The organism is Deltaproteobacteria bacterium (genome assembly GCA_029210625.1).
Classification (GTDB): Bacteria; Myxococcota; Myxococcia; order SLRQ01; family SLRQ01; genus JARGFU01.
Genome location: JARGFU010000001.1, coordinates 503471 through 530391, shown reverse-complemented (window position 1 = coordinate 530391; position 26921 = coordinate 503471). Strand labels below are relative to the sequence as shown.

The window sequence follows — 26921 nt, the reverse complement described above, 5'->3', positions numbered from 1 at the left end:
ACCCGGCCCTCGACTGTCAGCCCGGCACCGCGCCGGCCGTGGACGACGGGGTCGGCTGCACGATCGACTCCTGCGACGAGGCGACGGACACGATCGTCCACACCCCGGACGACACGGCCTGCGACGACACCCTCTTCTGCAACGGCGCCGAGACCTGCGACCCGGCCCTCGACTGTCAGCCCGGCACCGCGCCGGCCGTGGACGACGGGGTCGGTTGCACGATCGACTCCTGCGACGAGGCGACGGACACGATCGTCCACGGCCCCGACGACACCGCCTGCGACGACACCCTCTTCTGCAACGGCGCCGAGACCTGCGACCCGGCCCTCGACTGTCAGCCCGGCCTCACGCCGTCCTGCGACGACACCGTCTCCTGCACCGTCGACACCTGCGACGCCGGCCTGGACGCCTGCACCAGCACACCCGACGATCTGCTCTGCGGGGGCGGGCAGACCTGCGACCTCTTCCTGGGCTGCATCGGGGGCGGCGACAGCTGCGCGGCGCCCATCGTGATCCCGGGCACCGGCACCTACCCCGGCGACACCAGCACCGGCTTCGCGACCCACTCCGGCAGCTGCGGCGGGAGCGGCGCCGAGCTCGTCTACCAGCTCACCCTCGGCGCCGACTCGGACGTCTACCTCGAGACCGCCGGCTCGGCCCTCGACACGGTCCTCCACCTGCGGGCCGCCGACTGCGACACCGGCGCCGAGCTGCAGTGCCACGACGACGTCGACAGCGCCGACGCCACCTCCCGGCTGCTGCTCCCGGCGCTCGGGCCGGGCACCTACTTCGTCTTCGTGGACTCGGCCTCGGGCGGCGGCGCCTTCACCCTGAACGTCGTGGTCACGCCGGTCGGCATCTCCACCACGCCGGCGGTCTCCGCCGATCCCCTCCTGCGCCTGCCGGGCACCCAGCCCACCGACGGAGTGACCCTCGAGGCGGTCGGCCGCTGCCTCAACTGTCACGACGGCTACGACGCGACCGTCGAGCCCGGCAGCCACTGGAAGGGCACCATGATGGCCCAGGCCTCCCGCGATCCCCTCTTCTGGGGCACCTTCGCCGTGGGCCTGCAGGACTCGGTCTGGCTCATGGGCAACGCCAACGCCGGCGACCTCTGCCTGCGCTGCCACTTCCCCGCGGGCTGGCTGGAGGGGCGCTCCGACCCGCCCACCGGCACCGCCATGACCGGCGCCGACTACGAGGGCGTGAGCTGCGACACCTGCCACCGGATGTTCGACCCCTTCCACGAGGACACCTGGGCGGGCACCCGCGAGGGCAACGACTGGCTGAACTACTGGGACGAGACCAACGCCAGCCTCACGCCGAGCCAGGCGGCCGCCGATGCCACCCGCGCGGCCGACCGGACCGAGGCCGCCGCCCTCACCCTCTTCAACGGCAACCCCGCCTTCGACGGCACCAGCCACCCGGTGAACGCCGGCTGGACCGAGGCCAGCAGCGCCCAGATGTTCATCGCCGGCGTCAACGACAAGCGCGCCTCCTTCGCCGACGCCGCCGCCCGGCACGGGATGCAGTACAGCCGCTTCCACAAGAGCAAGTACCTGTGCGCCACCTGCCACGACGTCTCGAACCCGGTGCTGGCGAACCTCGCCTTCGCCGGGACCCCGCCGGGTGACGGCACCACGATCCTGACCACCGAGGCCCAGTCGGCGTCCTCCTACGGCCACGTCGAGCGGACCTTCTCGGAGTTCATGCTCTCGGCCTACGGCCTCCAGGGCGGCGCGGCCGGCACCGGCCCCTACGCCCCCGGCGTCTTCACCACCTCGAAGGCGAACGACTACATCTCCAGCTGCCAGGACTGCCACCTCCCCGACGGCGTCGGGAAGGGCTGCGACAAGAACGATGGAATCCTGCGGCCGACCGGCAGCGTCGAGCATCCGCAGTGCGGCCAGCCCGTGCACGATCTGACCGGCGGCAACGCCTGGGTGCCCTGGCTGCTCGCCAGCGTCGTCCCCGGCTCGCCCAACTACGATCCGGCCAACGAGGCCCTCCTCGCCCAGGGGCCGGCCGCCCTCACCCTCGACCTGGCCTACGGGCAGCCCCTCGACCCGGGCGATCTCCTCGCGGCCTCCAACCGGGCCATCGCCACCCTGCAGAAGGCCGCGACCGTCGAGAACGTCGCCTACGATCCCGGCACCGGCACCCTCGACTTCCGCATCGACAACCACACCGGGCACAAGCTGATCTCCGGCTACCCCGAGGGCCGGCGCTTCTTCGCCAACATCAAGGTCTACCAGGGGGCCACCCTCCTCCAGGAGGTGAACCCCTACGACGCCACGGTGGGCACCCTGAAGGGGCTGCCCGACCCCGGCAGCCCGGCCCTGGGACCCGGCGAGACCCACGTGGACGCCCTCGTCTACGAGAGCCACCCGCGCAGCAGCCTCACCGGCGAGGAGCACACCTTCCACTTCGTGCTGGCCACCGACCGCTACAAGGACAACCGCATCCCGCCCAAGGGCTTCCGCATCGGCGAGGCCGCCGCCCGGATGTCCGAGCCCGCCTGGCAGGGCAGCATCGACCCCGGCTACTTCACCCCGGCCGAGTACGCCGGCGGATGGGACGACGTGACCCTGTCGGTGGCGCCCGGCGCCGACCGGATCGAGATCCGCCTCTACTACCAGACCACCAGCCGCGAGTACGTCGCCTTCCTCCGCGACGAGATCCTCGGCGTCGGCACCAGCCTGCCCAGCCCGACCCCCTCGGGCCGCGCCCTGGCCTACGTGCTGCAGACCGACCCGGCCTTCAGCCAGCTGGCCGCCTGGGGCGACACGATGTGGCAGCTCTGGGACCACAACAAGGACGCCCCCGGCGCCGCCCCCATCGAGTGCGCCCAGGGCGTCTGGCCCTAGCAGCCCTGATCCGGAGTAGGCTCGACCCATCGTGGGGCTCTTCAGCAAGGAGAAGAAGTACAGCCGGGCGGCGCTGCTCGAGAAGGCGGCGAAGGCGCGCGCCAAGGGCAAGCACAAGGTGGCCGTCGAGGCCTACCGGGAGATCCTCGAGCACGAGCCCGCGGATCCCGAGACCATCGCCCGCCTCGCCGCCAGCCTGGCCGAGCTGAAGCACCCCGAGGCCTGGCCGCGCTTCCGGGCGGCCGCCGACGCCTTCCTGGCGAAGGGCTTCGACAAGAAGGCCATGGCGGTGCTGCGGGACGCGCTCGGCCACGACCCGCGCAACGCCGAGTCCTGGATGATGCTGGCCGAGCTGAACCTGCGCGCCTCGCGGAAGGCCGAGGCGATCGCCCTGCTCCTGGAGGGGAGGTCGTCGCTCTCCCGCCGGAAGGACCGGCCCGACGCCATCCTGATCCTGGTGCGGGTGCTCCAGCTCCAGGCCGGCAACCTCGACGCCGCCCTCGACCTCGCCTGGCTGCTGAAGAAGGAGGGCCGCCGGCGCGAGGCCCTCGAGCTCCTCGAGAAGCGCACCGGGATGCCCGAGGCGAGGGATCGGCGCCGGGTGCGGGCGGCCCTCTTCTGGCTCGCCCCCGGCTTCGGCGCCCTCTGGCGCTGGATCCGCGCGACGCCCTGAAGGGAGCGACGCCCCGGGGATGAGGCTGCTCCTTCCGGTGGTTCAGGCCGGAGTCGGGGTATCATCCCCTCGCGAGGCTCATGAGGCAGCACCTGATCGACGACAAGGAGGACACCAACCCGGGCTTCCGGCTCCGGGCGATGGGTCCGATCGGCACCTACCTGCGCTGGACGGGTGCCTTCGGTCAGTACCGCCGCCTCTTCGTCCCCCTGGGGGTGCTGGCCCTGCTCGCCCTGGGCGTGCACGCCGCCGCCGATCGCTTCGACGACTGGGCCTTCCTCCTCCTCGACTTCCTCGACCGCAAGCTGGAGGAGGGCTACGGCATCATGGCGCGGGCCTTCATGAGCCAGCCCGAGGAGCGCCTGCTCGCCTTCGCCGCGACGGTCGACCTCGAGATGAAGGAGAACGTCGCCCGCTGGATGGCCCTGGGCGTCGAGCTCCTGGTGGACCTGCGCCTGGGGTTCGGCGCCATCGCCGCCTTCCCCAAGGACGAGCTGGGCTACGTGCTGCCCGGCTCGAGGCTCCATCACCGGGTCTGGGCCATCGTCGGCCGGCGCCTCTACGAGCTCAAGCGGATGGGTGTTCACCTGGGCGCGTATCTCAAGCAGCCCTCGGTGGAGAAGATCTACCTGCCCCTGGCCGTCACCCTGGCGGCCCTGGCCGGCTCCCTGGCCCTCTTCGTCGCGGTGGACAACGCCCTCTTCGCCCTCTCCCGCCGCCTGCCCGCCGAGTGGGAGTCCTGGACCTGGCTCTCTCCCTGGCCGGCGGCCATCGCCTCGCTCACCGTGCTCTGGCGCCTGGGGATCCCCGCCATGCTCGGCGCGATGGCGAGGTGCCAGCACGTGGGTGAGCGCGACTGGGCCCGGGGCGAGTCCCTGCCCCGCCGCCTCCTGCGCGGGATCTTCGGCGCCGTGCTCATCCTCCCCCTCCTCGTCGCCGGGCTCTGGGCCGGCACCCCCCTGGGCCGCTGGGTGGAACAGATCGTCCAGCGCCCTGGTCCGTAGAAGGTACGGGACCCTCCGGTAGACGCGTGATTCATCCCAAGGACAGAGGACTGCTCGACTTCCTCACCACCACCGTGGCGGTGGTGGCGGTCTATACCGGCACGCCCCTGGGCGGGCTGATCGACCGCGGGGTGACCGCTCTCTTCGGCTTCGAGGCCGAGCACGCCTCGCTGCTCTCCTACTTCGAGGTGGCGCCCGAGGCGGCCCTGGATCGGGTGGCCGGGCAGGCCCTGGCCGACAAGGCGCTGGCCGAGCTGCAACCCCAGGACGAGTCCCTGGCGAGGGTCGGCCGCAGCGATCTGCGCCCGCCGCTGGCCCGGGCCTTCGCGGTGGTTGCCTCCGGGGGCACCGTCGCCCAGGATCCCGGCGGCACCCTCTGGTACGACCTGCGCTCCCTGCCCCACCACGCCGACGATCGGATCGCGCTGAGGCTGCGACCGGAGCGGACGCCGGCCGAGGCCGGAGACGAGGCCCTCAAGCTGCGCCTGGCCGACGCCCTCGATCTGCTGGCGGCGTACCGGAAGCGCCTCGGCGGGATCGACGCGGCGCTCACCGCCTACGCCCTGGGCCTGCCCGTCGCCCAGCGGGCGGTGAACCGGGCGAAGCTCACCGGCTCGGCCACCCCCGACCGCCTCGAGTCCTTCGCCTCCTACCTGACCCGCAAGGACGTCGAGCGGGCCACCCACTTCGTCTACGCCACCCGCTCCCTCGACACCGCCTACCAGATGCGCTGGCCCCTGGACGGCAAGTACGCCGTCACCTCCGCCTTCGGGATGCGCGATCACCCGACCCTCGGCCGCCGGAAGCACCACGACGGCGTCGATCTCGGCGCGCCCACCGGGACGCCCATCCGGGCCGCCGCCGGCGGCCACGTGAAGTACGCCCAGGTCGACGGCATCAATGGCCTCTACGTGAAGCTCGATCACGGCTACGGCCTCTCCACCGCCTACTGCCACGCCAGCACGCTGCTGGTCCGCGAGGGTCAGTGGGTGAGCCCGGGCCAGGTGATCGCGAAGGTCGGCTCCACCGGCCGCTCGACCGGGCCGCACCTCCACTACGGGGTCTTCGTCGGGACCCGCCCCGCCGATCCCGCCCTCTTCCGCCCCGCCAACCTCTCCCTGGACTACCAGCCGGTGGAGGAGGGCGAGTCCCCCTGGCAGGGCGCCGGCGTGCTGCCGGCGCCCTGATGGGGTCAGACCCCGACAATTGACACTTGGTCTTTGGACCGACTGGCTCGGCGCAAGTGTCAATTGTCAGGGTCTGACCCCGATCAGCCGAAAAAAGCGCGGGCCGGTGTCACGCCTCGGCGGGAAGGGGGTTCTCCCTCGTGAAGGCAGCAGATCGCCGCCCTTTCGAACCCGAAGGGAGAGACCGATGAAGACCACCTCGACCACCTGGCAGACCGCCAGGACCGCCCTCACCACCGTCTGGAACCACAAGATTCTCTGGTTCTTCGGCTTCTTCGTCGCCGCCGGCGGTAGCGGGGGCTTCCAGGCGAGCACCGACGAGGGCGCCGGCGCGGCCGGCGCCACCGGTGCCCTGCAGAGCCTCCCCACCTGGGCCTTCGCGCTCATCGGCGTCGGCCTCCTGCTCGGCCTCGCCGCCCTCGTGCTCAACATCGTGAGCGAGGCCGCCCTCATCGAGGGGGTCCGGGACAGCCGCCAGGGAGCGCGCCCGACCCTGAAGCAGGGCCTGCGTCAGGGCTGGCGGCACTTCGGCAGCCTCCTCGGCCTCAAGCTCCTCACGGCCCTGGCCTTCCTCGCGGGCATCGCGGTGATCGCCGTGGCTCCGGTGCTGGGAGCCCTCGAGGTCCTGCCCGTGGGCCTGGCCCTGGCGCTCGGACTGCCCCTGCTGCTGGTGGGGGTGCCCTACTTCCTCACCGTCTACTTCCTCTATCAGTGGGCCATGCGCTTCCTCGTCCTGGAGGACCGCACGGCGGGCGAGGCCCTGCGCGAGGCGCGCCGCTACCTCCCCGGGCGGCTGCGCGAGTCCCTCGAGCTGATGCTGGTCGGCATGCTGGGCCAGCTCGGCGCGGGCCTGGCCATCGTGGTCGCGCTGATCCCGGCGGCCCTCGTCGGCGGCCTGGTCTACCTGGCGGCGGGCCTGATCCCGGCGGCGATCGTCGGCGGGCTGGTGGTCTTGCCGGTGGGCCTCGCCGCCTCCGGCGCGGGCGGCGCCTTCCGCTCCTCGATCTGGACCCTCCACTTCCTCGGCCAGGAGCAGAGCGCCTGACCATGTGGATCTTCTTCTCGGCGCTGCTGACCGGCCGCCCCCCGGGTCACGAGGACGACCCGGGGGAGGCCGAGATCCAGCGCCTGGTGCAGGCCGCGGCCTCGGGGGACGAGGTCGCGGCCAACCGTCTCTACTCGCTCTTCGTCGCCCGGGTCTTCCGCACCGTGCGGCCCCTCTGCGTCGGCGAGGCCGAGGCCGAGGACGTCACCCAGGAGACCTTCGTGCGGCTGCTCTCGGCCCTGCCGCGCTACCGGCCCCGCGAGGGCGTCCGCTTCGTCTCCTACCTGCTCACCATCGCCCTGAACCTCGCGCGCAACCGCGCCCGCCGGCGGCGGACGCTTCCCACCGATCCGGCCGAGCTAGGGGAGCTGCGCGAGGGCGAGGGCGGCGCGCGGCCCGACGAGGGCGCCGAGCGCCGCCAGGCCGTCGAGCGGCTGCTCGCCGCGATGGAGCAGCTCTCCGAGCGCGACCGCCAGGTCGTCTCCCTGCGCTACGGCGCCGGCCTCGAGGCGGCCGAGGTGGCCGGGCTGCTCGGCCTGCAGACCGCCAACGTCCGGAAGATCTGCGAGCGCGCCCGCGCCCGCCTGCTCGAGCAGCTCGGGCTGGGCGCGCCCGGCGAGCCGGTCGAGGAAGGAGCCCCGGCATGAGCGACCTCACCCACCCCGACGATCGCCTGCTCCTCGAGGCCCTCGAGGCCCTCGAGCCCCTCCCGGCGCAGGTCGCCCGGATGCGCGGAAGGGTCCACGCCAAGCTCGAGGCCGAGCGCGCCTCGCTCCTCGGCGAGTGGCTGGCTCTCCTGCGCGTGCGCCCGGTGGTGCACACCGCCTACCTCTTCGCCGCCGCCGTCGTCCTCCTGGTGAGCACGCCCCTCGGGGCGCTCCTGCGCGCGCTCCTCCTGCCCTCGGCCTCCTGATCAGAGCTCGGGCAGGCGGACGCCGAGGGTGAGGGCCCAGGTGAGCTCGCGCTCGTCGTTGGTGGCGATCTCCAGACCCGGGATCAGCCAGGCCTCCTCGCCCAGCCAGAGGAAGGGCACCCGCAGCCAGCCGCGCCCGCCCACCAGGCCGAGGCTGCCGCCGAGCTGGATCGCCAGCAGCCGCTCGAAGGTCCAGAGCCCCTCCAGCCCCACGAGGCAGAGGGCGGGGTAGCAGCCGGGCTGGTCGAAGACCGAGAGGCGCAGGTGGCGATCGGGGGTACCCAAACGGATCGCGCCGGAGGCGAAGCCCATCAGCTCCTCGAACTGGTTCGTGTTCCCCAGCCAGGCGCCGAGGCTGATCCCCAGGTAGCGCGAGCTCCAGCCGATCGTCCCGCGGCCCAGGCCCGTGAGGCCGACCTCGCTCTCCCCGATCGAGTGGATGCGCAGGTCGCCCGAGGCCGTCCCCTCCAGCCGGTGCTGCCAGGGACCCGACGAGGGGCGAGAGCGCACGACGAGCTGGCCCTGGCCGCCCAGGAAGCCAGCGGTGTCACGGGGGTGGGGGCCGCCGCAGCCCCCGGGTCGGAGCAGAGGCATCCGGCCCACCCCCAGGCCCATCTCCAGGTCCATCTCGACCGGCTCGCCCCGGCTGTCCTGGCCGAGGAGGGGCGCCACCACCCAGGTGAACGCCAGCACGACGATGGTCCGGGTCGCTCGTCTTCCCCGCATGGAACGATTCTAGCGCCTCGCGTTCGCGGTAGGCTCGGGGCGATGGAGGAGATCCGGGAGAGTCCCTGTCCCGCGTGCGGGGAGGCGGTGCTGGAGGGAGAGGAGTTCTGTCCGGGGTGTCTGGCGTCGACCACGGCGCCCAGGGGAGAGGCCGTGGACGTGGACGTGGACGTGCACGGGGAGGTTGGCCCGGAGGCCGAGGTCTTGACGCCGCCCAGAGAGCCTCCACCCGCGATCGGACCGGACCCCGACGCCCCTCGCTGCGAGGCGCACCCCGACAAGCCCATCGCCACGACCTGCGCGCGCTGTGGCCGCTTCCTGTGCGTCGACTGCGAGCCGGGTCTGCTGCGCCGGGAGGAGGTCACCTGCCGGCGCTGCAAGGATCGCGTGAAGCTCGAGGGGGCGCCGGAGCGCCTGCGCCGGATCGCCCTGGAGCTGGCCGTGACCTACGGGGTGATCGGCGGGCTGATCATCCTCTTCGTGACGGTGATGCCGATCGTCACCGGCGCGGCGACCGCCGACGTGCCCGAGGAGGCGCAGGGGTTCGCGCGAGGCGTCTTCGTCGGGGTCGGGCTCTTCTTCTCCCTCCCCTTCTTCGTCACCGGCGCCATCGTCCTGCTCACCCGCAGCGTGATCGCGGCCTGGGTGGGCTTCGGCCTGCTGGTGATGGCGGGCCTGCTGGGCCTGCTCGTCGCCTTCGCGACGGCGCCGATGATGGGCCTCCTGCCCGTGCTGGCGGGGCTGCTGGCCCTCTTCCGCTGCATCGAGCTGACGACCCTCACCGGCCTCTCGAGGCGCTCGTCCTAAACCAGAGATCATGATTCCCGAACAGCGGATGGCGCCGCGGACGTGCCCGGATGCAAGGAAGGGTGAGGGAGCCTAGCCTTAGCTAGGTGACCGAGGCCTGACGCCGCAGGCGGGTGCGGCCTGCAAGCCAGGCGTGATCGGGAATCGTGATTTCTGGTTTAGCGCGGGCTGCCGACGAGCTCGAAGGTCGACTCGGCGGAGTAGCCGCGCACCATCACGTGGATGGTCGTCGGCGCGTCGAGCTCGACCACGCACTTCTCGTCGCTGCCCGTCTTGTAGGGGCGGCAGTCGAAGGCGCTGGTGGTCGGGGCGAGGCCGACCCGCACGTGGAGGTCGGCGTCGCCGGTGCCGGTCATCTCGAAGAGGTAGGCGCCCGCCGGGAGGGTGGGGGTCTCGAAGCGCGCCTCCTCGGCGCGAGCGAGGGTGCCGGACTCGGCGAGGCCGGACCAGGCCGGATCGCCCGAGCCGCCGCCGCCGCCGGGCACGTAGGTGTTGTCCTGCTCACCGGAGACGAGGACCACCTGGGTCGAGGAGATCTTGGTGAAGATCCGCTCGTAGGTCAGGGGCTCGTCGAAGGCGATCAGCGCCTCGACGATCGCCAGGGTCGAGTCGGACATGTTGCTGAAGAAGGAGGGCATCGCGTTGGTGACGATGTCCACGTACTTCGTGCCGACGTCGTCGTCGGGGTTCACCGCGGCGTGGGCGTCGAAGAGGGCGGAGTCGACGTAGGCGTAGGTGTCGCAGCCGTTCATGAAGACGACGGCGTACTGCCCCTGCGCCCAGGAGCCCTTGTTGGCCATGGCCCGGATGTTCGAGCCCAGGCCCGCGTGGCCGTTGTAGGTGATGAGGTCCGCGGTCGGGGTCAGCGCCTCGTAGCGGGCGTCGAACTCGGCGCCGGCGGTCCGCACGTTGTCCACCAGGAGGGTGGTGATGGTGATGGTCTCGCCGCCGGGGAGGGTCGCCTCGAAGACGATGTCGTCCATCGCGATGCCCGGGGCGTCGGGCACGTCGGCCGGGGTGGTGGTCAGCCCGTAGCCCGCGAGCGAGCGCTTCAGGTCGCGGACGAACTCGTTGTAGGCCGAGATGCCGGCGTCGCTGCTGGTCGTCGCGCCGTCCTCGTACTTGCCGAAGATGGCCACCACGTTGAGGGCCCGGTCCTGCCAGACCAGGTCGTACTCCGGGTACTTGCCGGTGGTGCCCAGGTCGCTGACGCTCACCGCGGCCGCGGCCTTCACGATGTCGGCGTCGTCGAGCGAACAGCCGCTGCGCTCGGGGCGGTAGTAGTACCACATGCTCCCGGGGGTCACGTCGTGGGCGCCCCAGTCGACGCAGGAGTGGGAGTACTTCTCGGTGAAGGCGTCCTGGCCGGCGGAGGTGTTGTCCCGGGGCAGGAGCAGGGCGTACTCGGCGGGCACGTCGTCGCGCTTGCCCCAGGCCACCGGCAGCACCGCGTGGTAGGTCGTCAGGAAGCCCGAGCCCTCCGAGACGGTCCGGACGTCGGTGAGCGTCAGCTTGTCGAGGCGGCCCACCGAGGTCTCACCGTTGAGCTGGCCGATCGTGTAGAGGAGCTGATCCTCGATCTGCTGCTCGATGCGCCAGCGCGACGAGGTGTAGACCTCGGCGTCGAACTCGAAGTCGAGGAAGACCGCCACGGCCGAGCTGTCCCACTTGCCGTCGGTCTTGGTGAAGTCGCCGTCTCCGAGCACGACCTGATCCGGCGTGCCCTCGCCGCCGCAGGCCAGGCTGCCGAGCACGAGCGAGAGACCGACGATGGCGATGATCCCGTTACGCATGGGGGCTCCTCCCTCCAAGAGAAACCACCATTCTATCGGGCGGGAACGCCGCCGGCGAGCTACCGGGCGTACTCGGTGAGGATGCCCCCGCCGACGAAGCGCAGGATCTCCCCGGCGAGGTGCTCGGCGTCGAGGTCGTCCCGGTCGTGCCACTCGAGGAGGACCTCCTTGACCAGGCCCAGGGCCATCACCGCGAAGAGGCCGGCGTCACCCTCCCGCACCAGGCCCATGGCCTGGCCGGTGGCCAGGGAGCTCTCGATGAGCTCGAGGACCGCGCCCCAGAAGGCCTCCAGCCGCTCGTCCAGCTCCGGGTCGAGGCCGGCGGCCTGATCCAGGGCCACCTTCAGCATGGCCGGGTTGTCCCGGGCCAGCTCGGTGGAGCGCACCAGGTTGGCGCGCAGCTGATCGAGGGGCGGGATCTCCGAGTCGATCTCGATCGTGTGCACCGCCTCGCGCAGGGCCGCGAAGAACTCGTCGACCAGGGCCTCGAAGACCGAGCGGCGGTCCTTGAAGTAGAGATAGAAGGTGCCGCGGGCCACGCCCGCGCGGCTGACGATCTCGTCGATGGTGGTCCGGGGGTAGCCCAGGTCCGCGAAGACCTGCCCGGCCACCTCCAGGATCTGCGCTCTACGGCGCTCCTTCTGTCCGATCTCCGGCATCGCCGGATCTTCTACTCCGCTTTTCCGGCTTTGACACGCTGCGGCGTGGTTTTCAGTCCCTCAGGGCCACTTTTTGCCGGTCGGAGAGCTTCTTCGTGCTCTCGGTGAGGGTCCGGCGGTGGATCTCGCCCCGGTGCGCCACCAGGAAGTCGAAGACGAGGTCGCTCCCGCCGCTGCGGCAGGCCTCGCGCAGGGCGAAGCGCCGCCGCCAGAGGTTCACCGAGGCCGTCCACTCCAGGAGCCGCTTCACCCGGGCCGGGGGCGCACCGACGAGGAACTCGCCGGCCACCGCCCCGGCGAGCTGATCGACCATCTCCCAGTCGACGCAGGCGTCCACCCAGCCGTCGATGGCCTCCCAGAGCTCTTCGTGCTCGGCGAAGCGCCGGACCCGCTGGAGGAGGAAGACCAGCACCAGGAAGCGCTCGCGGTGCGACCGACGGCAGACGACGTCCATCAGGGCGATCAGCTCCTCGACGGGCGGCTTCTCCCACTCGAGCCAGAGCTCCTTCGCGAGCTGACGGAGCTTCGGCACCTTCGCCCCGAGGATGATCGCGCTAGAGGGGACGAACCTCATCAGCCCCGCGCGATCCGCCTCGTTGCAGAGGGGCGCGATCCGCGCGTCGAGCTCGTCCAGCCTCGCCTTCACCTTCGCCGGGATCCGCTTCGCCATCCCCGGGAGAGTACGAGCGTGGAGGCCGGCGGGACGATAGGATGGGGCGATGCGGCGCCTCCTCCTCTCGACCTTGATCCTGTTGGCGATCCCCGGGAGCGCGGCGGCCGGGAAGTTCGATCGCTCCCTCGCCCCCCACCGCTACACGGTCTCGCTCTCACCCTCGGTGGCCCGGGTCCTGCCCTGGGGGAACACCACCGCCGGCGCGACCCTCGAGGTGGCCGGCGGCGGGCGCTTCGAGCTCGGCGGCCGCCTGGACCTCCACCCGCTGGTGGTGGATCAGCCGGGCAACCTCCTCGGCGTCCTGCAGGGCTTCCTGCGCCGCTACCTCCGGCCCTGGCCCAAGGGGATTCAACCGCGGGTCGATGTCCACGTCGGCCTGGGGATCGGCACCTTCTTCGGCAACGCCTGCACCACCGAGCACGCCTGCGGGGGCACCGCGCCCCGGATGGACCTCGAGGCGGGGGTGCGCCTCGGCCTCGCCGAGCACTGGGATCTCCAGGCCAACGCCCGCCTCGGGATGCAGACCGGCTCGGCCCTGGGCTACGAGCACGCCTTCTCGCCCACCTTCGGCCTGGCCCTGCGCTGGCGCTCCTCGCCCCGCGCCAACAACGCCCGCTGAGGGGTCGGAGAGATGACATACCCAAATCGGGAATGTATATTCCCAATATGGGTAAACCACACCAGGGAGACTCGGGCCTGGCCGGGGCGCTCTTCTCCTCGACCCAGCAGCGCCTCCTCGGGCTCCTCTTCGGTCAGCCCGAGCGCAGCTTCTTCACCTCCGAGCTGATCTCGATGGTCGGGGTGGGTTCGGGATCCGTGCAGCGGGTGCTCGAGCGATGGTCTCGCAGCGGGCTGCTGCGGGTCCACCGGGTCGGTACCCAGAAGCACTACCAGGCGGATCCCTCCTCCCCGATCTTCGAGGAGCTTCGATCCATCGCCCGGAAGACCCTCGGTCCAGCGACGGAGCTCCGGGCCGCACTCTCCACGCTCGAAAGCGAGATCCGCCTCGCCCTCCTCTACGGATCCCTGGCCCGGGGAGAGGATCGCGCGGCCAGTGACATCGACCTCCTCGTCGTATCCGACGGGCTCACCCTCGAGGCGCTCTTCTCGGTGCTGGCGCCGGTGGAAGCGCGCCTCGGCCGGAGTGTCAGCCCCACCCTCTATACTCTCGCCGAGTTTCGAAGCCGGCGTGCGGCCGGAAAGGCCTTCCTGACCCGGGTCCTCTCGGGTGAGACCATCCCCCTGATCGGAGAACCAGACGACCTCGATGAGCAGCGCTGAGCTCGAGAACCTGGTCCGGATCGGACAGCTCCACCCCGAGCCGCCCGACGATGATGAGCTCCGTGGACTGATCCACTCCGGTGCGGTCCGGCTGAAGGATGCTCGAAGTCCACGGCTCTCCGCCGAGAGCCGCTTCGATCTCGCCTACAATGCCGCCCACGCCTTCGCCCTGGCAGCGCTCCGCGCCCGGGGCTTCCGCGCCAGGAGCCGCTACCTCGTCTTCCAGGCTCTGCCCCACACTCTGGGCCTGGAGTCGAGCGATTGGCGAGTGCTGGATCAGGCGCACCGAAAGCGAAACCTCGCGGAGTACGAAGGTGAAGCCGAGATCGACGAGGCCCTGCTCGAGGCCTTGATCCGGGTCGTGACACAGCTCGAAGACCGAGCGAGGGCGCTCACGCCCTGAGGCTCGAAGCTCGCAGCTCGGAGCTCAAGGCCGCTGAACGGCGAGGCCGAGGGCGGCGGCGTATCGCGCGAGGGCCGCGTCGGTGGCCCGGGCGATCTCGGCCTTGCTCGTGCGGTGCAGTTCCGGGCGACCGGCGTCCTCCTCGTGGCGGGCGAGGACCTCGAGGCGGCCCCGGGCGCGGTGGGCCTTGAGATCCAGGCGGGCGACCAGCTGATCGCCGGCCAGCACCGGCAGGCAGTAGTAGCCGTACTTGCGCTTCGCCGCCGGCTTGAAGATCTCCAGGATCTGCTCGAAGCCGAAGAGGAGCTGCACCCGGGCGCGGTCCCAGAGGAGGGGATCGAAGGGCGAGAGGAGCACGCCCACGTCGCGGCGGGGGCGCAGGCGCCGCAGGCGATCGACCCGCTCGAGATCGGCGGGGAGGATCCAGCCGGCCTTGCGGCCGGCGCCGGTCTCCAGGTGGCAGGCGACGAGCTCGCCGCGGGACTCCAGCCTCCGCAGCGCCGCCACCAGCCCCTCCCGGTGGCGGGAGAGGCGCCAGGTCTGGACGAGGGTCGCGGTGCTCGCCCAGCCGTGGCCGCGCAGGGCCAGCAGGGCCAGGCGCTCCAGCGCCGCTCGCTCGCTCACCCGCTCGGCGCGCAGCGCCGCGGGGATCACCCGCTCGGTGAGGTCGAAGCTGCGCTGGAAGCCCACCCGCTCCCGGATGGCCAGCTCTCCCGAGGACCAGAGGGCCGCGGCGACCTTGCGGCTGACCTTCAGGTCCCACCAGCCCCGGCTGCCCCGGCCCTCCAGGTCGGCCGAGCGCAGGGGACCCTCCGCCTCGATGCGCTCCAGCAGGTCCCGGGCGAGCTTGCGATGCTTGCCGATCACGTCCCCCCACCAGGGGTGGTGGCGAAACGCCCGGCGTCGGAACTCGAAGACCGGGAACAAGCGCAAGGGAAGCCACGACGCCTCGTGCCCCCAGTACTCGAAGTGGGGCTCGCCGGGGCGCAGCCCACCCCCGCGCGCGCGCGCGGGAAGCCCCTGCTCCCCGGGCGCCAGGAGCCCGGCAGAGCAGAGGGCGAGGCGGCGGGCGTCCTCGCGATCGAGGACCTCCGCCCCTCGTGCGGTCACGGGCGAGCGTCGAGGCACGCCCGGCAGGCTACCACGCCGGGCTGGCCGCGCCGTTCTCGCCCCGGTGGGCCGCGCCGTTGGCCGCCACCACCCGGTGGACCAGGATGGAGGGCAGGCTCGGCGGATCGGCGATCCCCTTCTCGACGAGCTCCCGCTCCGTCACGAGGTCCCAGAGCGGCTGGGGCACGCGGCTCACGGCCGGGAAGGCGCGCCGCACCATCGCGTCCCACTCGGGGGCGAGGCGGACGAAGTCCTCGGGCTCGACCACTCCCCGGCAGCGGGGCGAGCCGCAGCGGCACTCGAGGCGCTCCTCCAGGTTGAGGGCGCCGTAGTCGCTGGTGAGCTGCTCGCCGACCTCGATGTCCCGGATCGCGATCTCGAAGTCGAGGCCGGGGCTGAAGGTGTTGGCCTCGCAGCTGTGGTTCATGTAGCGGCCGATGTCCCAGCACAGGACGCGCTGACCGCTGCGGTTGATGAAGGTGTACTTCTCCAGGGTGGCCCGGTAGTGCCCGGAGGGCAGCGAGCTCGCGTCGGCTGGCAGCAGCTGATCGAGCGGGTCCTGCACCCAGGTGATGGTTCCAGCAGGTAGCCGCTCGGTGACGATCACTCCGAAGCCGATCTGCTCGTCGATGAAGGACAGACGTGTCGCAGGGTGGATCATGGGATCCGGTTGCTCCTCGACGCGGCTAGATGACCCCGCTTGCGAAGGCAGGCGCGAGGACCTGCTTCCTGGGTGGGGGCCGCCAGGGCCGCAGCCGGGTCGGCAGCCATCAGTCTAGCCAGTCCGTGAACGGTGCACAGAGGGGGGCCGGTCGATTTTCAGGGGTCCGCCACCCTCTACGCCGGGCCCCCCAGGGGGTAGAGTCCCGGCTCGATGCCGGGGTTGGATCGATGCTTGCCTGATGACCGCTCGATGGCGGCGAAGAAGGCCAGATCCGGTGCCTCGCGTGGGCACCGGGCCACGATCCCTGTGTGCCTCCGGCAACGTGATCACCGGCGCGCGCGGTGGCCGCAGGTTCCTCACCCTCCGAAGGAGACGAAGCGATGATGGGCTGGCAATGGACGGGACGGTCCCTTCTCTCGATCTTGGCCCTGGTGCTCCTGGCGAGCGCAGGCTGCCCCGAGAAGAAGGAGGGTGGGGGCGAGGACGCTGCCAGCACCGAGGAGAGCGCCGAGGCGGCCGAGGAGGAGGCCTGGTCCGAGGGATCCGGCGAGGGAGAGGCCGGCGAGGCGGCCGTCGGGGAGGCCGGCGAGGAGGGCAGCGCGCCGGGTGAGGCGCCCGCGGAGGTCGTCCAGCGGCCCCTGACCGCCCAGGACCTCCAGCCGGTGATCCAGGCGGTCGGCACGCCGGGCCTGCCCCCGAGCAAGATCGAGATCCAGTTCGCCCTGCCCGTCGTGCACGGCGGCCGCCGGGCGAACGCCAAGGAGACGAGGCTCCTCATCCAGCCGAAGACCGAGGGTGAGCTGCACTTCACCTCCCCCTCGACCCTCACCTTCACCCCCAAGCAGCCCTTCGCGCCGGGCAAGCGCTACGAGGTCTCGCTGGCCAGCGTCGAGAGCCGCAGCGGGACGATCACCCCGCCCAAGCCCAGCCCCTGGGTCGAGAGCTTCGAGACCCCGGCCTTCGGCCTCGACCGGGCGATGGTCGAGCGGGTCGTCTACGGCCGCCGGCAGGCCTCCCTGAAGCTGCACCTCACCGGCCCCGCCATGCAGAGCGACCTGCAGTCGCGGCTCGCCATCAAGGAGGGCGGCCAGACCCTCACCCCGGTGGTGAAGGCCGAGCGCGGACCCTGGTTCACCCGGATGGGCGCCGACGCGCGATCCTCGGTCTTCAGCGTCACCCTGAGCGGCAGCGCCATCCAGCCGGCGCGCAAGCTGATGCTCGAGCTGGCCGCGGGGCTGCCCATGGCGGGAGAGCCCGAGGTGCAGGCGAAGGCGGCGAGCCGGGAGATCGTCCTCTACGGCGGCGCCTCGATGGACATCCGCGAGGTGGGGATCGCCGAGGGCGGCAACGGCTTCTACCTCGAGGTGATCTGCGACGACGACGCGGTGCGGGGCGATCGCTACTACTACGACCGCAACCTGGGCCGCTCCTACTCCAGCCTCTCGCCTCGCTGCGTCCTCGACGAGGACGAGGCCGCGGAGAAGATCCACATCACCCCCGCGGTGAAGTTCACCACCTCACCCAGCGGCGGCGGCTTCCGGATCTTCGGTGACTTCCAGCGCGGCAGCTACAGCGTGGCCATCGACGCCGGCGCCCGCACCCAGGACGGCGGCGTCCTGATGAAGGACCACCTCCAGACCTTCTCGGTCCCGGCCCGCAAGCCCCAGCTGCGCTTCGTCGCCAAGGGCCGCTACCTGCCGCGCTCGTCCTGGAAGCAGATCCCCATCGCCCACCTGAATCTGGAGAAAGCGACCCTCACCCTGCGGGTGGTGCCGGAGAAGAACCTCACCTTCTGGATGTCCGACTCCTCCGAGTCGGTGGACTACCGCGAGGGCGACCTCGTCGCCCAGCGCACGATCCCCCTGAAGGCCGCGCCGGACGAGCTGCAGACGACCTGGGTGGACGTGAGCGATCTGGTGCCGCCCGAGACCCGGGGCCTGATCGAGCTGCGCCTCGACGCCCCGCAGGTCAGCGACACCTCCCGGATGGTGCTCACCGATCTCCACCTGATCGCCAAGCGCACCGGCGGTGACGAGAAGCACCCCTGGGGCCGCAGCGTCTCGACCTGGGCGCTGGGCGCCGAGGACGGCCGCCTGCGCTCGGGCGTGCGCGTGCAGCTGATCCGGCCCAGCGGCAAGGTGATCGGCGAGTGCACCACCTCCAGCGAGGAGGGCTGCCGGATCGACCTGCCCGAGCCGGGGGTGGACAAGACCCAGCCCTTCGCGCTGATCGCCCGGCACGGCGACGACCTCTCCTACCTGAAGTTCGACGAGCTGAAGGTGAGCATCGAGGACGCCCAGGTCCACGGGGAGCCCTTCCGCTCCCGCCGGAAGTACCGCGCCTACCTCTACAGCGATCGGGGGGTCTACCGCCCCGGTGAGCAGGCCCACCTGATGGGCCTGGTGCGCAAGGAGGCGGGCACCGCGCCCAAGCAGGGGATGCCGGTGCGGATGTTCGTCACCGATCCGCGGGGCAAGAAGATCACCTCGCGGCGCCTGCTCACCGACGCGGCGGGCCTGGTCAGCCTCGACGTGCGCTTCGCCCAGTTCGCGACGACCGGCCACTACAACGTCAGCCTGATGGTCGCGAAGCGCCAGGTCGGCGCCTACGGCTTCCAGGTCGAGGAGTTCGTCCCGGAGCGGATGAAGGTCGAGGCCCAGGGCGCCCGGCCCGGCTTCCTCCAGGGCGAGCCGATCACCGTCGCGGTGGGGGCGCGCTACCTCTTCGGCGGGGTGCCCGCCGACCACCGGGTCGAGCTCTCCTGCAACCTCGTGCCCACCAACTTCTCGCCCGAGGGCGTGAAGGGCTTCACCTTCAGCCGCTGGCTCGGCAACGCCAAGGCGCCGCGGCCCCTGAACCTGGGCGAGTCCTCGGGCGTCCTCGACGCCGAGGGCGGCACCCAGCTCGACTGCCCCACCGCCGCCGAGGGCGGCACCATCGACGGGCCGGCCATGGCCCTGGTGCGGGCGGCGGTCTTCGAGGCCGGCAGCGGCCGCACCACCGTGGGCAGCGCCCGGGTGATGGTGCACCCGGAGAAGTTCTACATCGGGCTCGCCTCCAAGGTGAGCCGGGTCAGCCAGGGCAAGCAGCTCCCGGTCGAGGGCGTGGTCGTCGACTGGGAGGGGAAGCCCTATACCGACCTCGAGGAGATCACCGTCGACTTCTACCGCCTCGAGGACGAGTGGGGCTGGTACTACGACGAGGACGAGGGCTCGAGCTACCGCTACTGGCGCCGCACCGCCCGCGAGGCGCGCCAGCAGGTGAAGGTGGAGAACGGCCGCTTCAAGGTGGCCTGGACCCCGCCGGTCAACGCCCGGGCGTACCTCGTGCGCGCCCACGCCGGCGGCGCCCGCGCCGGCCTCGAGGTCCAGGGCTCGGGGGGCTACTGGTACTACTGGGGTCACGAGGAGAGCGACTCCACCCCGCGGCCGGACAAGCCCTCCTGGCTGGAGATCAGCGGGCCGCCCAAGCTGGAGGTCGGCGAGAAGGCGACCTTCGAGCTCACCGCCCCCTTCCAGGGCCGGCTGCTCTTCACCGCCGAGACCGACGAGCTCGTCCACCAGGAGTGGCGCGAGGTGAAGGCGGGGCCGCAGAGCTTCGAGCTCGACCTCGAGAAGTTCTCCCCCAACGTCTACGTCTCCGCCCTGCTCTTCCTCGATCCGCAGGTGCGCGGCTCGGACGCGCCGAGCACCCGCCGGGCCTACGGCGTGCAGTCCTTCACCGTGCGGCCCACCGAGTTCACCCACGAGCTCTCGCTGATGGCCCCCAAGGAGGTGCGCTCCAACAGCAAGCTCGAGGTCCAGCTCGACCTCGGGCCGCTCGAGGCGCCGGCCCACGTCACGGTGGCGGCGGTGGACGAGGGCATCCTCTCCCTGACCAAGTTCCAGTCCCCCGATCCCCTCCCGGCGATCTTCGTGCGCCGCGGGCTGGGGGTGCAGACCTACGAGACCGTCGGCTGGTCGATCCTCCTGCCCCCCGCCGGGCCCACGAGCAGCACCGGCGGTGACGAGGACGAGGAGGGCGGAGAGGGCGACCTGGGCCGGGTGCAGCCGGTCAAGCCGGTGGCCCTCTGGTCCGGCACGGTGAAGGTCGACAAGAGCGGCAAGGCCAAGGTCGAGTTCGACGTCCCCGAGTACCGCGGCGCCCTGCGGGTGATGGCGGTGAGCGCGGACCGGGAGCGCATCGGCCGGGCCGAGGCCAAGGTGATCGTCCGCGATCCGCTGGTGGTGCAGGCCACGGTGCCGCGCTTCCTCACCAAGGACGACCAGCTGAAGATCCCGGTCTTCGTCACCAACGTCTCGGGCAAGCCCCAGGACGTGAAGGTGAAGCTCGATGTCTCGCCCCTGCGGGTGCCGGGGCTGACCGCCCCCGAGGGAGACCAGACCCGGCCGGTGAAGGTGCTGGGCGACGGCCTGGCGAAGATGAGCCTGAAGGACGGCCAGGGCGACACCGTGGTCTTCGGCGCCGAGGTCCTGGCCGCCTCCGGCGCGGCCCACTTCAAGGTGATCGTCAGCGGCGGCGGGCACAGCTTCGAGCAGAACAACGACGTGCCCATCCTGCCCTCGGGCCCGAAGGTCCGGCGCCTGCAGACGATCGAGCTGGGGCAAGGCGAGACCGACCTGCGCCCCTACCTCGAGGGCTGGGTGCCCCTCTCCGAGCGCAGCACCTTCTGGGTGACCGACAACCCCTACGCGCCGGCCTTCGATCACCTCAAGCACCTGCTGCGCTACCCCTACGGCTGCATCGAGCAGACGACCTCCTCGGCGCGGCCGCTCCTCTACCTGGCCAACTACGTCGACCGGGTGGATCCCGAGCTGGCGGCCACGGCGAAGGCCGAGGACATGGTGATGGCGGGCATCGAGCGGATCTTCTCGATGCAGACCCCCTCGGGTGGCTTCGCCTACTGGCCCGGCGGGACCGATCCCCAGCCCTGGGGCACGGCCTACGCCATCCACTTCCTCCTCGACGCCAAGAAGCAGCGCTTCCCGGTGGACGAGGCGCGGCTGAACGACGCGATCCAGTGGCTCGAGAGCACCGTCGAGCAGTACGGCCGCTTCGATCCGCGGCGCAGCTGGCGCTACTACTGGGGCTACTACGACGAGCCCTACGTCCACTACGTCCTGGCCCTGGCGGGCAAGGGCAAGAAGGCGCGGGCCCAGTCCCTGATCACCCACGGCTGGTGGTGGGAGCCCTGGTGGTGGCAGGGCTCCTACCGGTGGCGCGTTGGCGCCAACGCCGAGGCCATGATGCTCCTGAAGGCCGCGGTCTACCTCTCGGGGGACCGCCGCTACGAGGCGGAGCTCAAGAGCCCCGACCTCACCCCCTACGACAGCGACTACCGCAGCCGGGGCTGGAGCTTCTACTCCGACCGCCGGGCGCGGGCGATCGCGCTGAACATCCACGCCGACCTCTTCGGGGACGACCCCACCGGCGAGCCCCTGGCGCGGGCGGTCTACCAGCGCCTCCAGAACCATCCCTCCGGCTACTACACGACGCAGGAGCTGGCCTGGTCGGTCACCGGCCTGGGCAAGCGGGTGCTGGGGCAGGGCACGAAGTTCGGCAAGCCCGAGCTGAAGGCCAACGGCAAGGTGCTGGGGGCGCAGCCCAGGCCGCAGGCGGACAGGTCCGGCGATCGCTCCTGGGCGGTCTACCGGGCCTCCGAGTACGACAGCGTGAAGCTCACCCTGCCCTCGAAGGAGGAGGGCAAGGTCTACCTGGTGCTCGCCTCCGAGGGCGTGCGCACCGACGAGAGCTGGAAGCTCGGCGGCGAGGGCCTGGCGGTGACCCGCACCTACTACGACGCGAGCGGCAGCCGGATCAGCGAGACCGCGCCCCGGGTGAAGCTCGGGGAGGTGGTCTACGTGAAGCTCACCCTCTCGGGCTCCTACCCCGAGGACGTGAACAACGTGGCCCTGGTCGATCGCCTGCCGGCGGGCTTCGAGATCGAGAACCCGCGCCTCGGGCGCGGCGGGGACCTCTCCTTCCTCGGCGACGCCAACCGCCGCTGGGCCGCCGACCACATGAACGTCCGCGACGATCGGATCGAGGTCTTCGGCACCCTGAGCCGCAACGCCCGGGTGGAGGTGGTCTACGCCGTGCGGGCGACCACCGCCGGGGTCTTCACGATCCCGCCGGTGGAGGCCGAGGCCATGTACGACCCGGAGATCTGGGCCCGGGCCGGCGGCGGCACGCTGGACGTGGCTGGCCCCTGGAGCGAGTAGCGAGCGATGCGGTGGATGGCGGCCAGCACCCGGCGCGGGCTCCTGGGGTGGGGGATCTATCTCTCCCTCGCCCTCGGGGCCGTGGTGCTCGCCGCCCACCTCGTGCCCCTGCCGCCGCGCCTCTCCCTGCCCTCCTCTCAGGTCATCACCTACCGCGACGGCCAGCCCGCCCACGTCTTCCTCTCGCCCGACGAGAAGGTCCGGATCGCGGTCCCCCTCGAGGAGGTGGACCCCGGCTACCTGACGGCGCTGCTGCGCCTGGAGGACAAGCGCTTCTTCACCCACGGGGGCGTCGATCCCCTCGCCGTCGCCCGGGCGGTGTGGGTGAACCTGCGGGCCGGGCGGGTCGTCTCCGGCGGCAGCACCCTGACCATGCAGCTGGTGCGGCTGGCCGAGCCGCGGCCCCGCACCCTGCGCTCGAAGATGGTGGAGGCCCTGCGGGCGGTGCAGCTCGAGCTCTTGCTGGAGAAGCGGGAGATCCTCGAGCGCTACCTGCAGCTGGTGCCCTACGGCGGAAACGTCGAGGGGCTGGAGGCCGCCTCCTGGGCCTACTTCGGGCACGCCGCCCGGCGGCTCTCGGCCGAGGAGATCGCGCTCTTGCTCGCGGTGCCCCAGGACCCCAACGACCGCCACCCCAGCGAGCGCAACGCGAGAAGGCTGAAGGCGGCGCGGGACGAGATCGCCGAGCGCCTCGCGCACCTGGGTGCGCTGCCCGACGGGGAGGGCGAGCCCCGGCCGGTGGCGCAGCGCCTCGAGGAGCTGCGGGCGGTGCCGGTGCCCACCCACCTGACCCCCTTCGCCCGGGAGGCGCCCCACGCCGCCTACTACCTGCGCCAGCGTCACCCCGATCGCGCGCGGCTCATCAGCACCCTCGACCGGGGCGCCCAGCGCCTCGCCGAGGACGTGCTGCAGGCGGCGCAGGCCGAGCTGGCCCCGGCGGGGATCCGCCACGGCGCGATCGTGGTGATCGATCACCGCAGCGGTGAGGTGCGGGCCCTGGTCGGCGGCACCCGCTTCGGCAGCGGCGCCGCCGGGGATCAGATCCCCGCCTTCGACGCGCCCCGCTCCCCGGGCTCGGCCCTCAAGCCCTTCATCTACGCCATGGCCCTCGACGGCGGGCTGGCCCTGCCCGAGCACCTCGTCTCGGACATCCCGGTGGACTACCGGGGCTACACGCCGCGCAACTACGACGGCGCCTTCACCGGCCTCACCCGTATGGAGGACGCCCTCTCCCGCTCGCTCAACGTGCCCTTCGTGAACCTCCTCAAGGAGGTGAAGGTCGAGCGCTTCGTGGGGACGCTGCGGCAGCTGGGGGCGCGGCACCTCGTCGATCACCCCGGCCACTACGGGCTCTCGGCCGCCATCGGCGCGGTGGAGGTCACGCCCCTGGAGCTGGCCGGCTTCTACGCCATGCTGGCCCACGATGGAGAGGGGAGGGTGCCGCGCCTGGTGGTGGACGAGGCGAGGCCCCTGCAGGCCCTCTCCTTGCGCGTCCTCTCCCCCGGGGCGGCCTACCTGACCCGCCGGGCCCTGGCGCGCCGGGACCGGCCCGACTTCCCGGGGAGGCGCCGGGTGAGCCTGCCCCGGGACGTCCACTGGAAGACCGGGACCAGCTACGGCCACCGGGACGCCTGGGCGGCCGGCAGCGGGCCCGAGCTCACCGCCGCGGTCTGGCTGGGCAACCTCGACAACACCCCGAGCGTCGCGCTGGTGGGCGCCGAGGCCGCCGGGCCCCTCCTCTTCGACGTCCTCGAGGGGCTCGCCCGCCGGGGCGTGCCCACCCCGCGCGAGGCCCCGCCCGCCGACCTCGCGAAGATCGAGGTCTGCACCTACTCGGGCCACCTGCCGGGCCCGGCCTGCGAGCACACCACCGAGGTCCTGGGCCTCTCGCGCTCCGTCCCCACCACCCCCTGCCCCTACCACGTCGCCGTGGACGTGGAGGTGAAGAGCGGCCTGCAGGTGCGGCCGGGCTGCCGGGAGGGGAGGGAGTACGTCACCCGCGCCTACCTGCGCTGGCCGGCCAGCGTGCGGCGCTTCCTCTCCCGCGCCCAGCGGGTCCTGCCCGAGCCCCCGGCCCTGGCGCCGGGCTGCGGCGAGGCGCCGGCCGAGAAGCCCCCGGCGATCCTCTCGCCCCCCGCGGGGATGACGGCGCTCCTGCGCCCGGATCTCCCCCTCGACGCCCAGGAGATCCCCCTGGAGGCCGAGAGCCCGGCGGGCGACGGCCTCCTCTCCTGGTTCGTGAACGGCGACTTCCTGGGCCAGGCTCCCGCCCGGGAGCCGGTCTGGTGGCAGCCCCGGGCCGGGCGCCACGAGATCCTGGTCGAGGACGGCCAGGGGCAGAGCGCCACCCGGACCCTCGAGGTCCGGCTGCTGCAGTAGGTCCAGAGATTTCCAGTGAGATTGTGACGCGCTCCCGGGAAACCACTATGATGGCGCTTGCAGGGAGCAGCCGTGGCATCCGGGAAATGCATCGAGAAAGCAGGGCTGGAGTCCGTTCAGGAGCATGAGGGCCTCGACGAGGGAGGCCGCCTGCGCCTGCGCGACGCGATCTTCCAGCACGCCGAGCACGGCCTGGTGATCGCCGACGCGCACTGGAACATCCTCGACGCCAACCCGGCCTTCGGGCGGATGATCGAGCGGCCCATCCCGGAGATCCTCGGCGCCGACCTGCGCTCCTTCCGCACCGAGCGCCAGGCGCCCGCCTTCTTCGAGAAGGTCGAGGCCACCCTGAGGGAGGAGGGCCGCTGGACCGGCGAGGTCTGGATGAAGGCCGACGACGGCCGGATCTATCCGGCGGTGGTGACCCTCTCGGCGGTGCGGGAGGAGGGCGCGGTCTGCTTCTACACGGCCGACTTCGCCGACATCACCAAGCGCAAGGGCCTCGAGGAGGACCTGGCCTTCGCCCACTCCTACGATCGCCTCACCGACCTGCCCAACCGGGGCGTCTTCCAGGAGCAGCTCGACGACGCCGTGCACCGCATCGCCGGCACCGACGACGCGGTGGCGGTGCTCTTCCTGGGCATCGACGACTTCCACCTCGTCAACGAGGCCTTCGGCTACGGGCTGGGGGACCGGGTGCTGCGGATCGTGGGCGAGCGGCTCTCGGAGACGGTGCGCCGCGAGGATCTGGTCGCCCGCCTCGGCGGCGACGAGTTCGTGGTGCTCCTGCGGGACGTCCAGCAGCGCGGCGCCGCGGCGGTGGTGGCCCAGAAGATCTCCCGGGCGGTGGGAGAGGCGATCCAGCTCCCCGGGCAGGAGATCTTCCTCTCCACCCGCATCGGCGTGGGCCTCTGCCCCGACGACGAGACCCACCCCGAGGCGCTGGTGCGCTGCGCCGCCGCGGCGATGACCCGGGCCAAGGACGAGGGCCGCCCCTGGATGTTCTACAGCGTGGATCTCGAGCACAGCCGCCAGGCGCGCCTGAAGCTGGGCTCGGATCTGCACCGGGCGCTGGAGCGGGGCGAGCTCGCCGTCCACTACCAGCCGATCTTCGACGCGAAGACCAGCGAGCTGGTCGCCTGCGAGGCCCTCCTGCGCTGGTTCCACCCCACCGATGGCCCCATCTCTCCGGTCCGCTTCATCCCCGTCGCCGAGGCCACGGGCCTGATCCGGCCGATCGGGCGCTGGGTGATCGACACCGTCGCGAGCCAGTGCGCGCGCTGGAGCGCCGCGGCGCTGCCGCCCTGGAAGATCGCCGTGAACCTCTCGGCGACCCAGCTGGGCGAGTCCGATCTCCTCGACTACGTCGCCCAGACCTTCGACCGGCACGGGGTCGCGCCCGAGCGCTTCGAGTTCGAGGTGACCGAGAGCGTGATGGTCGAGCAGGTGGACCGGGCGATCTCCCGGCTGACGGCGCTCAAGGAGCTGGGCTGCTCGCTGGCCATCGACGACTTCGGCACCGGCTACTCCTCGCTCTCCTACCTGAAGACCTTCCCCGCCGACGTGGTGAAGATCGATCGCTCCTTCGTGAAGGACATCGACCGGGAGGAGCACGGCGACGCCATCGCCGGCGCGGTCATCGCCCTGGCCCACGGCCTGGGCATGAAGGTGGTGGGCGAGGGGGTCGAGACCGAGGGGCAGCGCCGGATGCTGGCGGACCAGGGCTGCGATCGCCTGCAGGGCTTCCTCTTCGGCAAGCCCGGCCCGGCCCAGGAGCTGGGCTAGGTCTAGCCGCCCACCCGCTTGCCGGCCTTCCAGGTGATGCGCTCGATCTCGTTGCCGCTCTTGTCGAAGTGGAGCTCGACGCCGTCGCGCTTCCCGTCGACGTAGGTGCCGGTGATGGCCTTCTGGCCGACGGGGTGCCACGTCCACCAGGGGCCGTGGAGGCGGCCCTCCTCGTATTGAACTTCCTTCTCGGGGACGCCGGTCTGCGAGTAGAAGATCCAGTGGCCCGTGCGCTTGTCGGCGGCGAACTCCCCCTCGTGGGCCTTGGCGCCGCCGAGGGCGTGCTCGACCCACTTGCCCTGCCGCTTGCCCTGCGCGAACTCACCGGCCCGCCAGGGCGCGCCGTTCTCGAAGAAGGTCTTCGAGGGCCCGTGCTTGACCCCCTCCGCGAAGCTCTCGTCCCGGAAGACCTTGCCGTTCTCGTGGTAGGTCAGCTGCCGGCCGTGGAGCTTCCCGCGCGCGTAGCGCTCGTGGAGCTTGAGCTTGCCGGTCTCCCACCAGACCTTGCGCTCCCCGTGGCGCAGGTTCTCGCCCTCGCTCCCGACGATCTCGCACCAGACCTCGGTCCCCTTCGGGGGCGCCTCCCCCTTGAGCATTCCGTCGTCGGGGCAGGTCTCCTGGCACCCCCCCAGGGTGAGACCCGCGAGGGCCGTCAGCACCACCACCATCCCCGGACCAGACCTTCTCATGGCGGCAGTCTCGCACGAGGGCTCCGGAGGGGGCAAAGCCGC

Annotated in this window: 21 protein-coding genes; 14 read left to right on the top strand and 7 right to left on the bottom strand. The window is 71.7% G+C overall.

Annotation, left to right across the window (positions count from 1 at the left end; all coding sequences use genetic code 11):
* The 7 genes from P1V51_02215 to P1V51_02185 all read left to right on the top strand — a co-directional run.
* The coding region (locus tag P1V51_02215) for a multiheme c-type cytochrome (protein MDF1561827.1) at window positions 1–2867 on the top strand (2867 nt) is incomplete at its 5' end.
* 31 nt (window positions 2868–2898) lie between these two features.
* Window positions 2899–3540, top strand: a complete 642-nt coding sequence (locus P1V51_02210) for a hypothetical protein (protein MDF1561826.1) — start codon at window positions 2899–2901, stop codon at window positions 3538–3540.
* Window positions 3541–3620: 80 nt separating this feature from the next.
* Window positions 3621–4544, top strand: coding sequence for a hypothetical protein (locus tag P1V51_02205; protein MDF1561825.1), 924 nt, complete (start codon window positions 3621–3623; stop codon window positions 4542–4544).
* A gap of 26 nt (window positions 4545–4570) precedes the next feature.
* Window positions 4571–5731, top strand: coding sequence for a M23 family metallopeptidase (locus P1V51_02200; GenBank protein ID MDF1561824.1), 1161 nt, complete (start codon window positions 4571–4573; stop codon window positions 5729–5731).
* Between the two features lie 187 nt (window positions 5732–5918).
* Window positions 5919–6776, top strand: a complete 858-nt coding sequence (locus tag P1V51_02195) for a hypothetical protein (protein ID MDF1561823.1) — start codon at window positions 5919–5921, stop codon at window positions 6774–6776.
* Window positions 6777–6778: 2 nt separating this feature from the next.
* Window positions 6779–7423: a sigma-70 family RNA polymerase sigma factor gene (locus P1V51_02190; GenBank protein MDF1561822.1), complete on the top strand. Its 645-nt coding sequence runs from the start codon at window positions 6779–6781 to the stop codon at window positions 7421–7423.
* A complete protein-coding gene (locus P1V51_02185) occupies window positions 7420–7689 on the top strand; it encodes a hypothetical protein (protein MDF1561821.1) in 270 nt (89 codons plus the stop codon). The genes P1V51_02190 and P1V51_02185 overlap by 4 nt, the downstream gene beginning before the upstream one ends.
* Here P1V51_02185 and P1V51_02180 read toward each other — a convergent pair whose 3' ends face one another.
* Entirely contained in the window at window positions 7690–8415 is a 726-nt protein-coding gene (locus P1V51_02180; GenBank protein ID MDF1561820.1) for a hypothetical protein, read from the bottom strand.
* A gap of 42 nt (window positions 8416–8457) precedes the next feature.
* On the opposite strand from P1V51_02180, the gene P1V51_02175 reads away from it, so the two are divergent.
* Window positions 8458–9222, top strand: a complete 765-nt coding sequence (locus P1V51_02175) for a hypothetical protein (GenBank protein ID MDF1561819.1) — start codon at window positions 8458–8460, stop codon at window positions 9220–9222.
* Between the two features lie 158 nt (window positions 9223–9380).
* On the opposite strand, the gene P1V51_02170 is transcribed toward P1V51_02175, so the two are convergent.
* Genes P1V51_02170 through P1V51_02160 form a run of 3 tightly spaced genes read right to left on the bottom strand, consistent with a single transcriptional unit; the run spans window position 9381 to window position 12344 of the window.
* Window positions 9381–11015 (bottom strand): PPC domain-containing protein, encoded by a 1635-nt coding sequence (locus P1V51_02170; GenBank protein ID MDF1561818.1) that lies wholly within the window; start codon window positions 11013–11015, stop codon window positions 9381–9383.
* A gap of 59 nt (window positions 11016–11074) precedes the next feature.
* A complete protein-coding gene (locus tag P1V51_02165) occupies window positions 11075–11674 on the bottom strand; it encodes a TetR/AcrR family transcriptional regulator (GenBank protein ID MDF1561817.1) in 600 nt (199 codons plus the stop codon).
* Between the two features lie 52 nt (window positions 11675–11726).
* A complete protein-coding gene (locus tag P1V51_02160) occupies window positions 11727–12344 on the bottom strand; it encodes a DNA alkylation repair protein (protein ID MDF1561816.1) in 618 nt (205 codons plus the stop codon).
* A gap of 49 nt (window positions 12345–12393) precedes the next feature.
* Between P1V51_02160 and P1V51_02155 the strand changes: the two genes are divergently transcribed.
* The 3 genes from P1V51_02155 to P1V51_02145 are packed head-to-tail and all read left to right on the top strand — an operon-like array spanning window position 12394 to window position 14031.
* Window positions 12394–12966 carry a hypothetical protein gene (locus P1V51_02155; protein ID MDF1561815.1) on the top strand — a complete coding sequence of 191 codons (573 nt, stop codon included), beginning with the start codon at window positions 12394–12396 and terminating at the stop codon, window positions 12964–12966.
* Window positions 12967–13013: 47 nt separating this feature from the next.
* A complete protein-coding gene (locus tag P1V51_02150; GenBank protein ID MDF1561814.1) occupies window positions 13014–13628 on the top strand; it encodes a nucleotidyltransferase domain-containing protein in 615 nt (204 codons plus the stop codon).
* Window positions 13615–14031, top strand: coding sequence for a hypothetical protein (locus P1V51_02145; protein MDF1561813.1), 417 nt, complete (start codon window positions 13615–13617; stop codon window positions 14029–14031). Before P1V51_02150 ends, P1V51_02145 begins: the two co-directional genes overlap by 14 nt.
* A 24-nt stretch (window positions 14032–14055) precedes the next feature.
* On the opposite strand, the gene P1V51_02140 is transcribed toward P1V51_02145, so the two are convergent.
* Together P1V51_02140 and P1V51_02135 are read right to left on the bottom strand one after the other, a co-directional pair.
* Window positions 14056–15141: a crosslink repair DNA glycosylase YcaQ family protein gene (locus P1V51_02140; GenBank protein MDF1561812.1), complete on the bottom strand. Its 1086-nt coding sequence runs from the start codon at window positions 15139–15141 to the stop codon at window positions 14056–14058.
* 28 nt (window positions 15142–15169) lie between these two features.
* Window positions 15170–15802: an SET domain-containing protein-lysine N-methyltransferase gene (locus tag P1V51_02135; GenBank protein ID MDF1561811.1), complete on the bottom strand. Its 633-nt coding sequence runs from the start codon at window positions 15800–15802 to the stop codon at window positions 15170–15172.
* A gap of 383 nt (window positions 15803–16185) precedes the next feature.
* On the opposite strand from P1V51_02135, the gene P1V51_02130 reads away from it, so the two are divergent.
* From P1V51_02130 to P1V51_02120, 3 genes are all read left to right on the top strand, one after another.
* Window positions 16186–22026 carry an MG2 domain-containing protein gene (locus tag P1V51_02130; GenBank protein MDF1561810.1) on the top strand — a complete coding sequence of 1947 codons (5841 nt, stop codon included), beginning with the start codon at window positions 16186–16188 and terminating at the stop codon, window positions 22024–22026.
* 15 nt (window positions 22027–22041) lie between these two features.
* Window positions 22042–24405 (top strand): penicillin-binding protein 1C, encoded by a 2364-nt coding sequence (gene pbpC, locus P1V51_02125; protein ID MDF1561809.1) that lies wholly within the window; start codon window positions 22042–22044, stop codon window positions 24403–24405.
* Window positions 24406–24477: 72 nt separating this feature from the next.
* The gene (locus P1V51_02120) at window positions 24478–26190 is read left to right on the top strand and encodes a bifunctional diguanylate cyclase/phosphodiesterase (protein MDF1561808.1); all 1713 of its coding nucleotides are present in this window, start codon (window positions 24478–24480) and stop codon (window positions 26188–26190) included.
* Window positions 26191–26192: 2 nt separating this feature from the next.
* Here the strand turns inward: P1V51_02120 and P1V51_02115 are convergent, their stop codons facing one another.
* A complete protein-coding gene (locus P1V51_02115; GenBank protein ID MDF1561807.1) occupies window positions 26193–26879 on the bottom strand; it encodes a toxin-antitoxin system YwqK family antitoxin in 687 nt (228 codons plus the stop codon).
* Window positions 26880–26921: the final 42 nt, after the last annotated feature.

What these genes read in the sequence shown, in the direction of transcription:
- P1V51_02150 (MDF1561814.1), top strand. Translation starts at nt 13,014, where the DNA reads ATGGGTAAACCACACCAGGGAGACTCGGGCCTGGCCGGGGCGCTCTTC.
- P1V51_02205 (MDF1561825.1), top strand. Translation starts at nt 3,621, where the DNA reads ATGAGGCAGCACCTGATCGACGACAAGGAGGACACCAACCCGGGCTTC.
- P1V51_02170 (MDF1561818.1), bottom strand. Translation starts at nt 11,015, where the DNA reads ATGCGTAACGGGATCATCGCCATCGTCGGTCTCTCGCTCGTGCTCGGC.
- P1V51_02185 (MDF1561821.1), top strand. Translation starts at nt 7,420, where the DNA reads ATGAGCGACCTCACCCACCCCGACGATCGCCTGCTCCTCGAGGCCCTC.
- P1V51_02175 (MDF1561819.1), top strand. Translation starts at nt 8,458, where the DNA reads ATGGAGGAGATCCGGGAGAGTCCCTGTCCCGCGTGCGGGGAGGCGGTG.
- P1V51_02130 (MDF1561810.1), top strand. Translation starts at nt 16,186, where the DNA reads ATGATGGGCTGGCAATGGACGGGACGGTCCCTTCTCTCGATCTTGGCC.
- P1V51_02190 (MDF1561822.1), top strand. Translation starts at nt 6,779, where the DNA reads ATGTGGATCTTCTTCTCGGCGCTGCTGACCGGCCGCCCCCCGGGTCAC.
- P1V51_02160 (MDF1561816.1), bottom strand. Translation starts at nt 12,344, where the DNA reads ATGGCGAAGCGGATCCCGGCGAAGGTGAAGGCGAGGCTGGACGAGCTC.
- P1V51_02155 (MDF1561815.1), top strand. Translation starts at nt 12,394, where the DNA reads ATGCGGCGCCTCCTCCTCTCGACCTTGATCCTGTTGGCGATCCCCGGG.
- P1V51_02180 (MDF1561820.1), bottom strand. Translation starts at nt 8,415, where the DNA reads ATGCGGGGAAGACGAGCGACCCGGACCATCGTCGTGCTGGCGTTCACC.
- P1V51_02115 (MDF1561807.1), bottom strand. Translation starts at nt 26,879, where the DNA reads ATGAGAAGGTCTGGTCCGGGGATGGTGGTGGTGCTGACGGCCCTCGCG.
- P1V51_02195 (MDF1561823.1), top strand. Translation starts at nt 5,919, where the DNA reads ATGAAGACCACCTCGACCACCTGGCAGACCGCCAGGACCGCCCTCACC.
- P1V51_02135 (MDF1561811.1), bottom strand. Translation starts at nt 15,802, where the DNA reads ATGATCCACCCTGCGACACGTCTGTCCTTCATCGACGAGCAGATCGGC.
- pbpC (MDF1561809.1), top strand. Translation starts at nt 22,042, where the DNA reads ATGGCGGCCAGCACCCGGCGCGGGCTCCTGGGGTGGGGGATCTATCTC.
- P1V51_02145 (MDF1561813.1), top strand. Translation starts at nt 13,615, where the DNA reads ATGAGCAGCGCTGAGCTCGAGAACCTGGTCCGGATCGGACAGCTCCAC.
- P1V51_02165 (MDF1561817.1), bottom strand. Translation starts at nt 11,674, where the DNA reads ATGCCGGAGATCGGACAGAAGGAGCGCCGTAGAGCGCAGATCCTGGAG.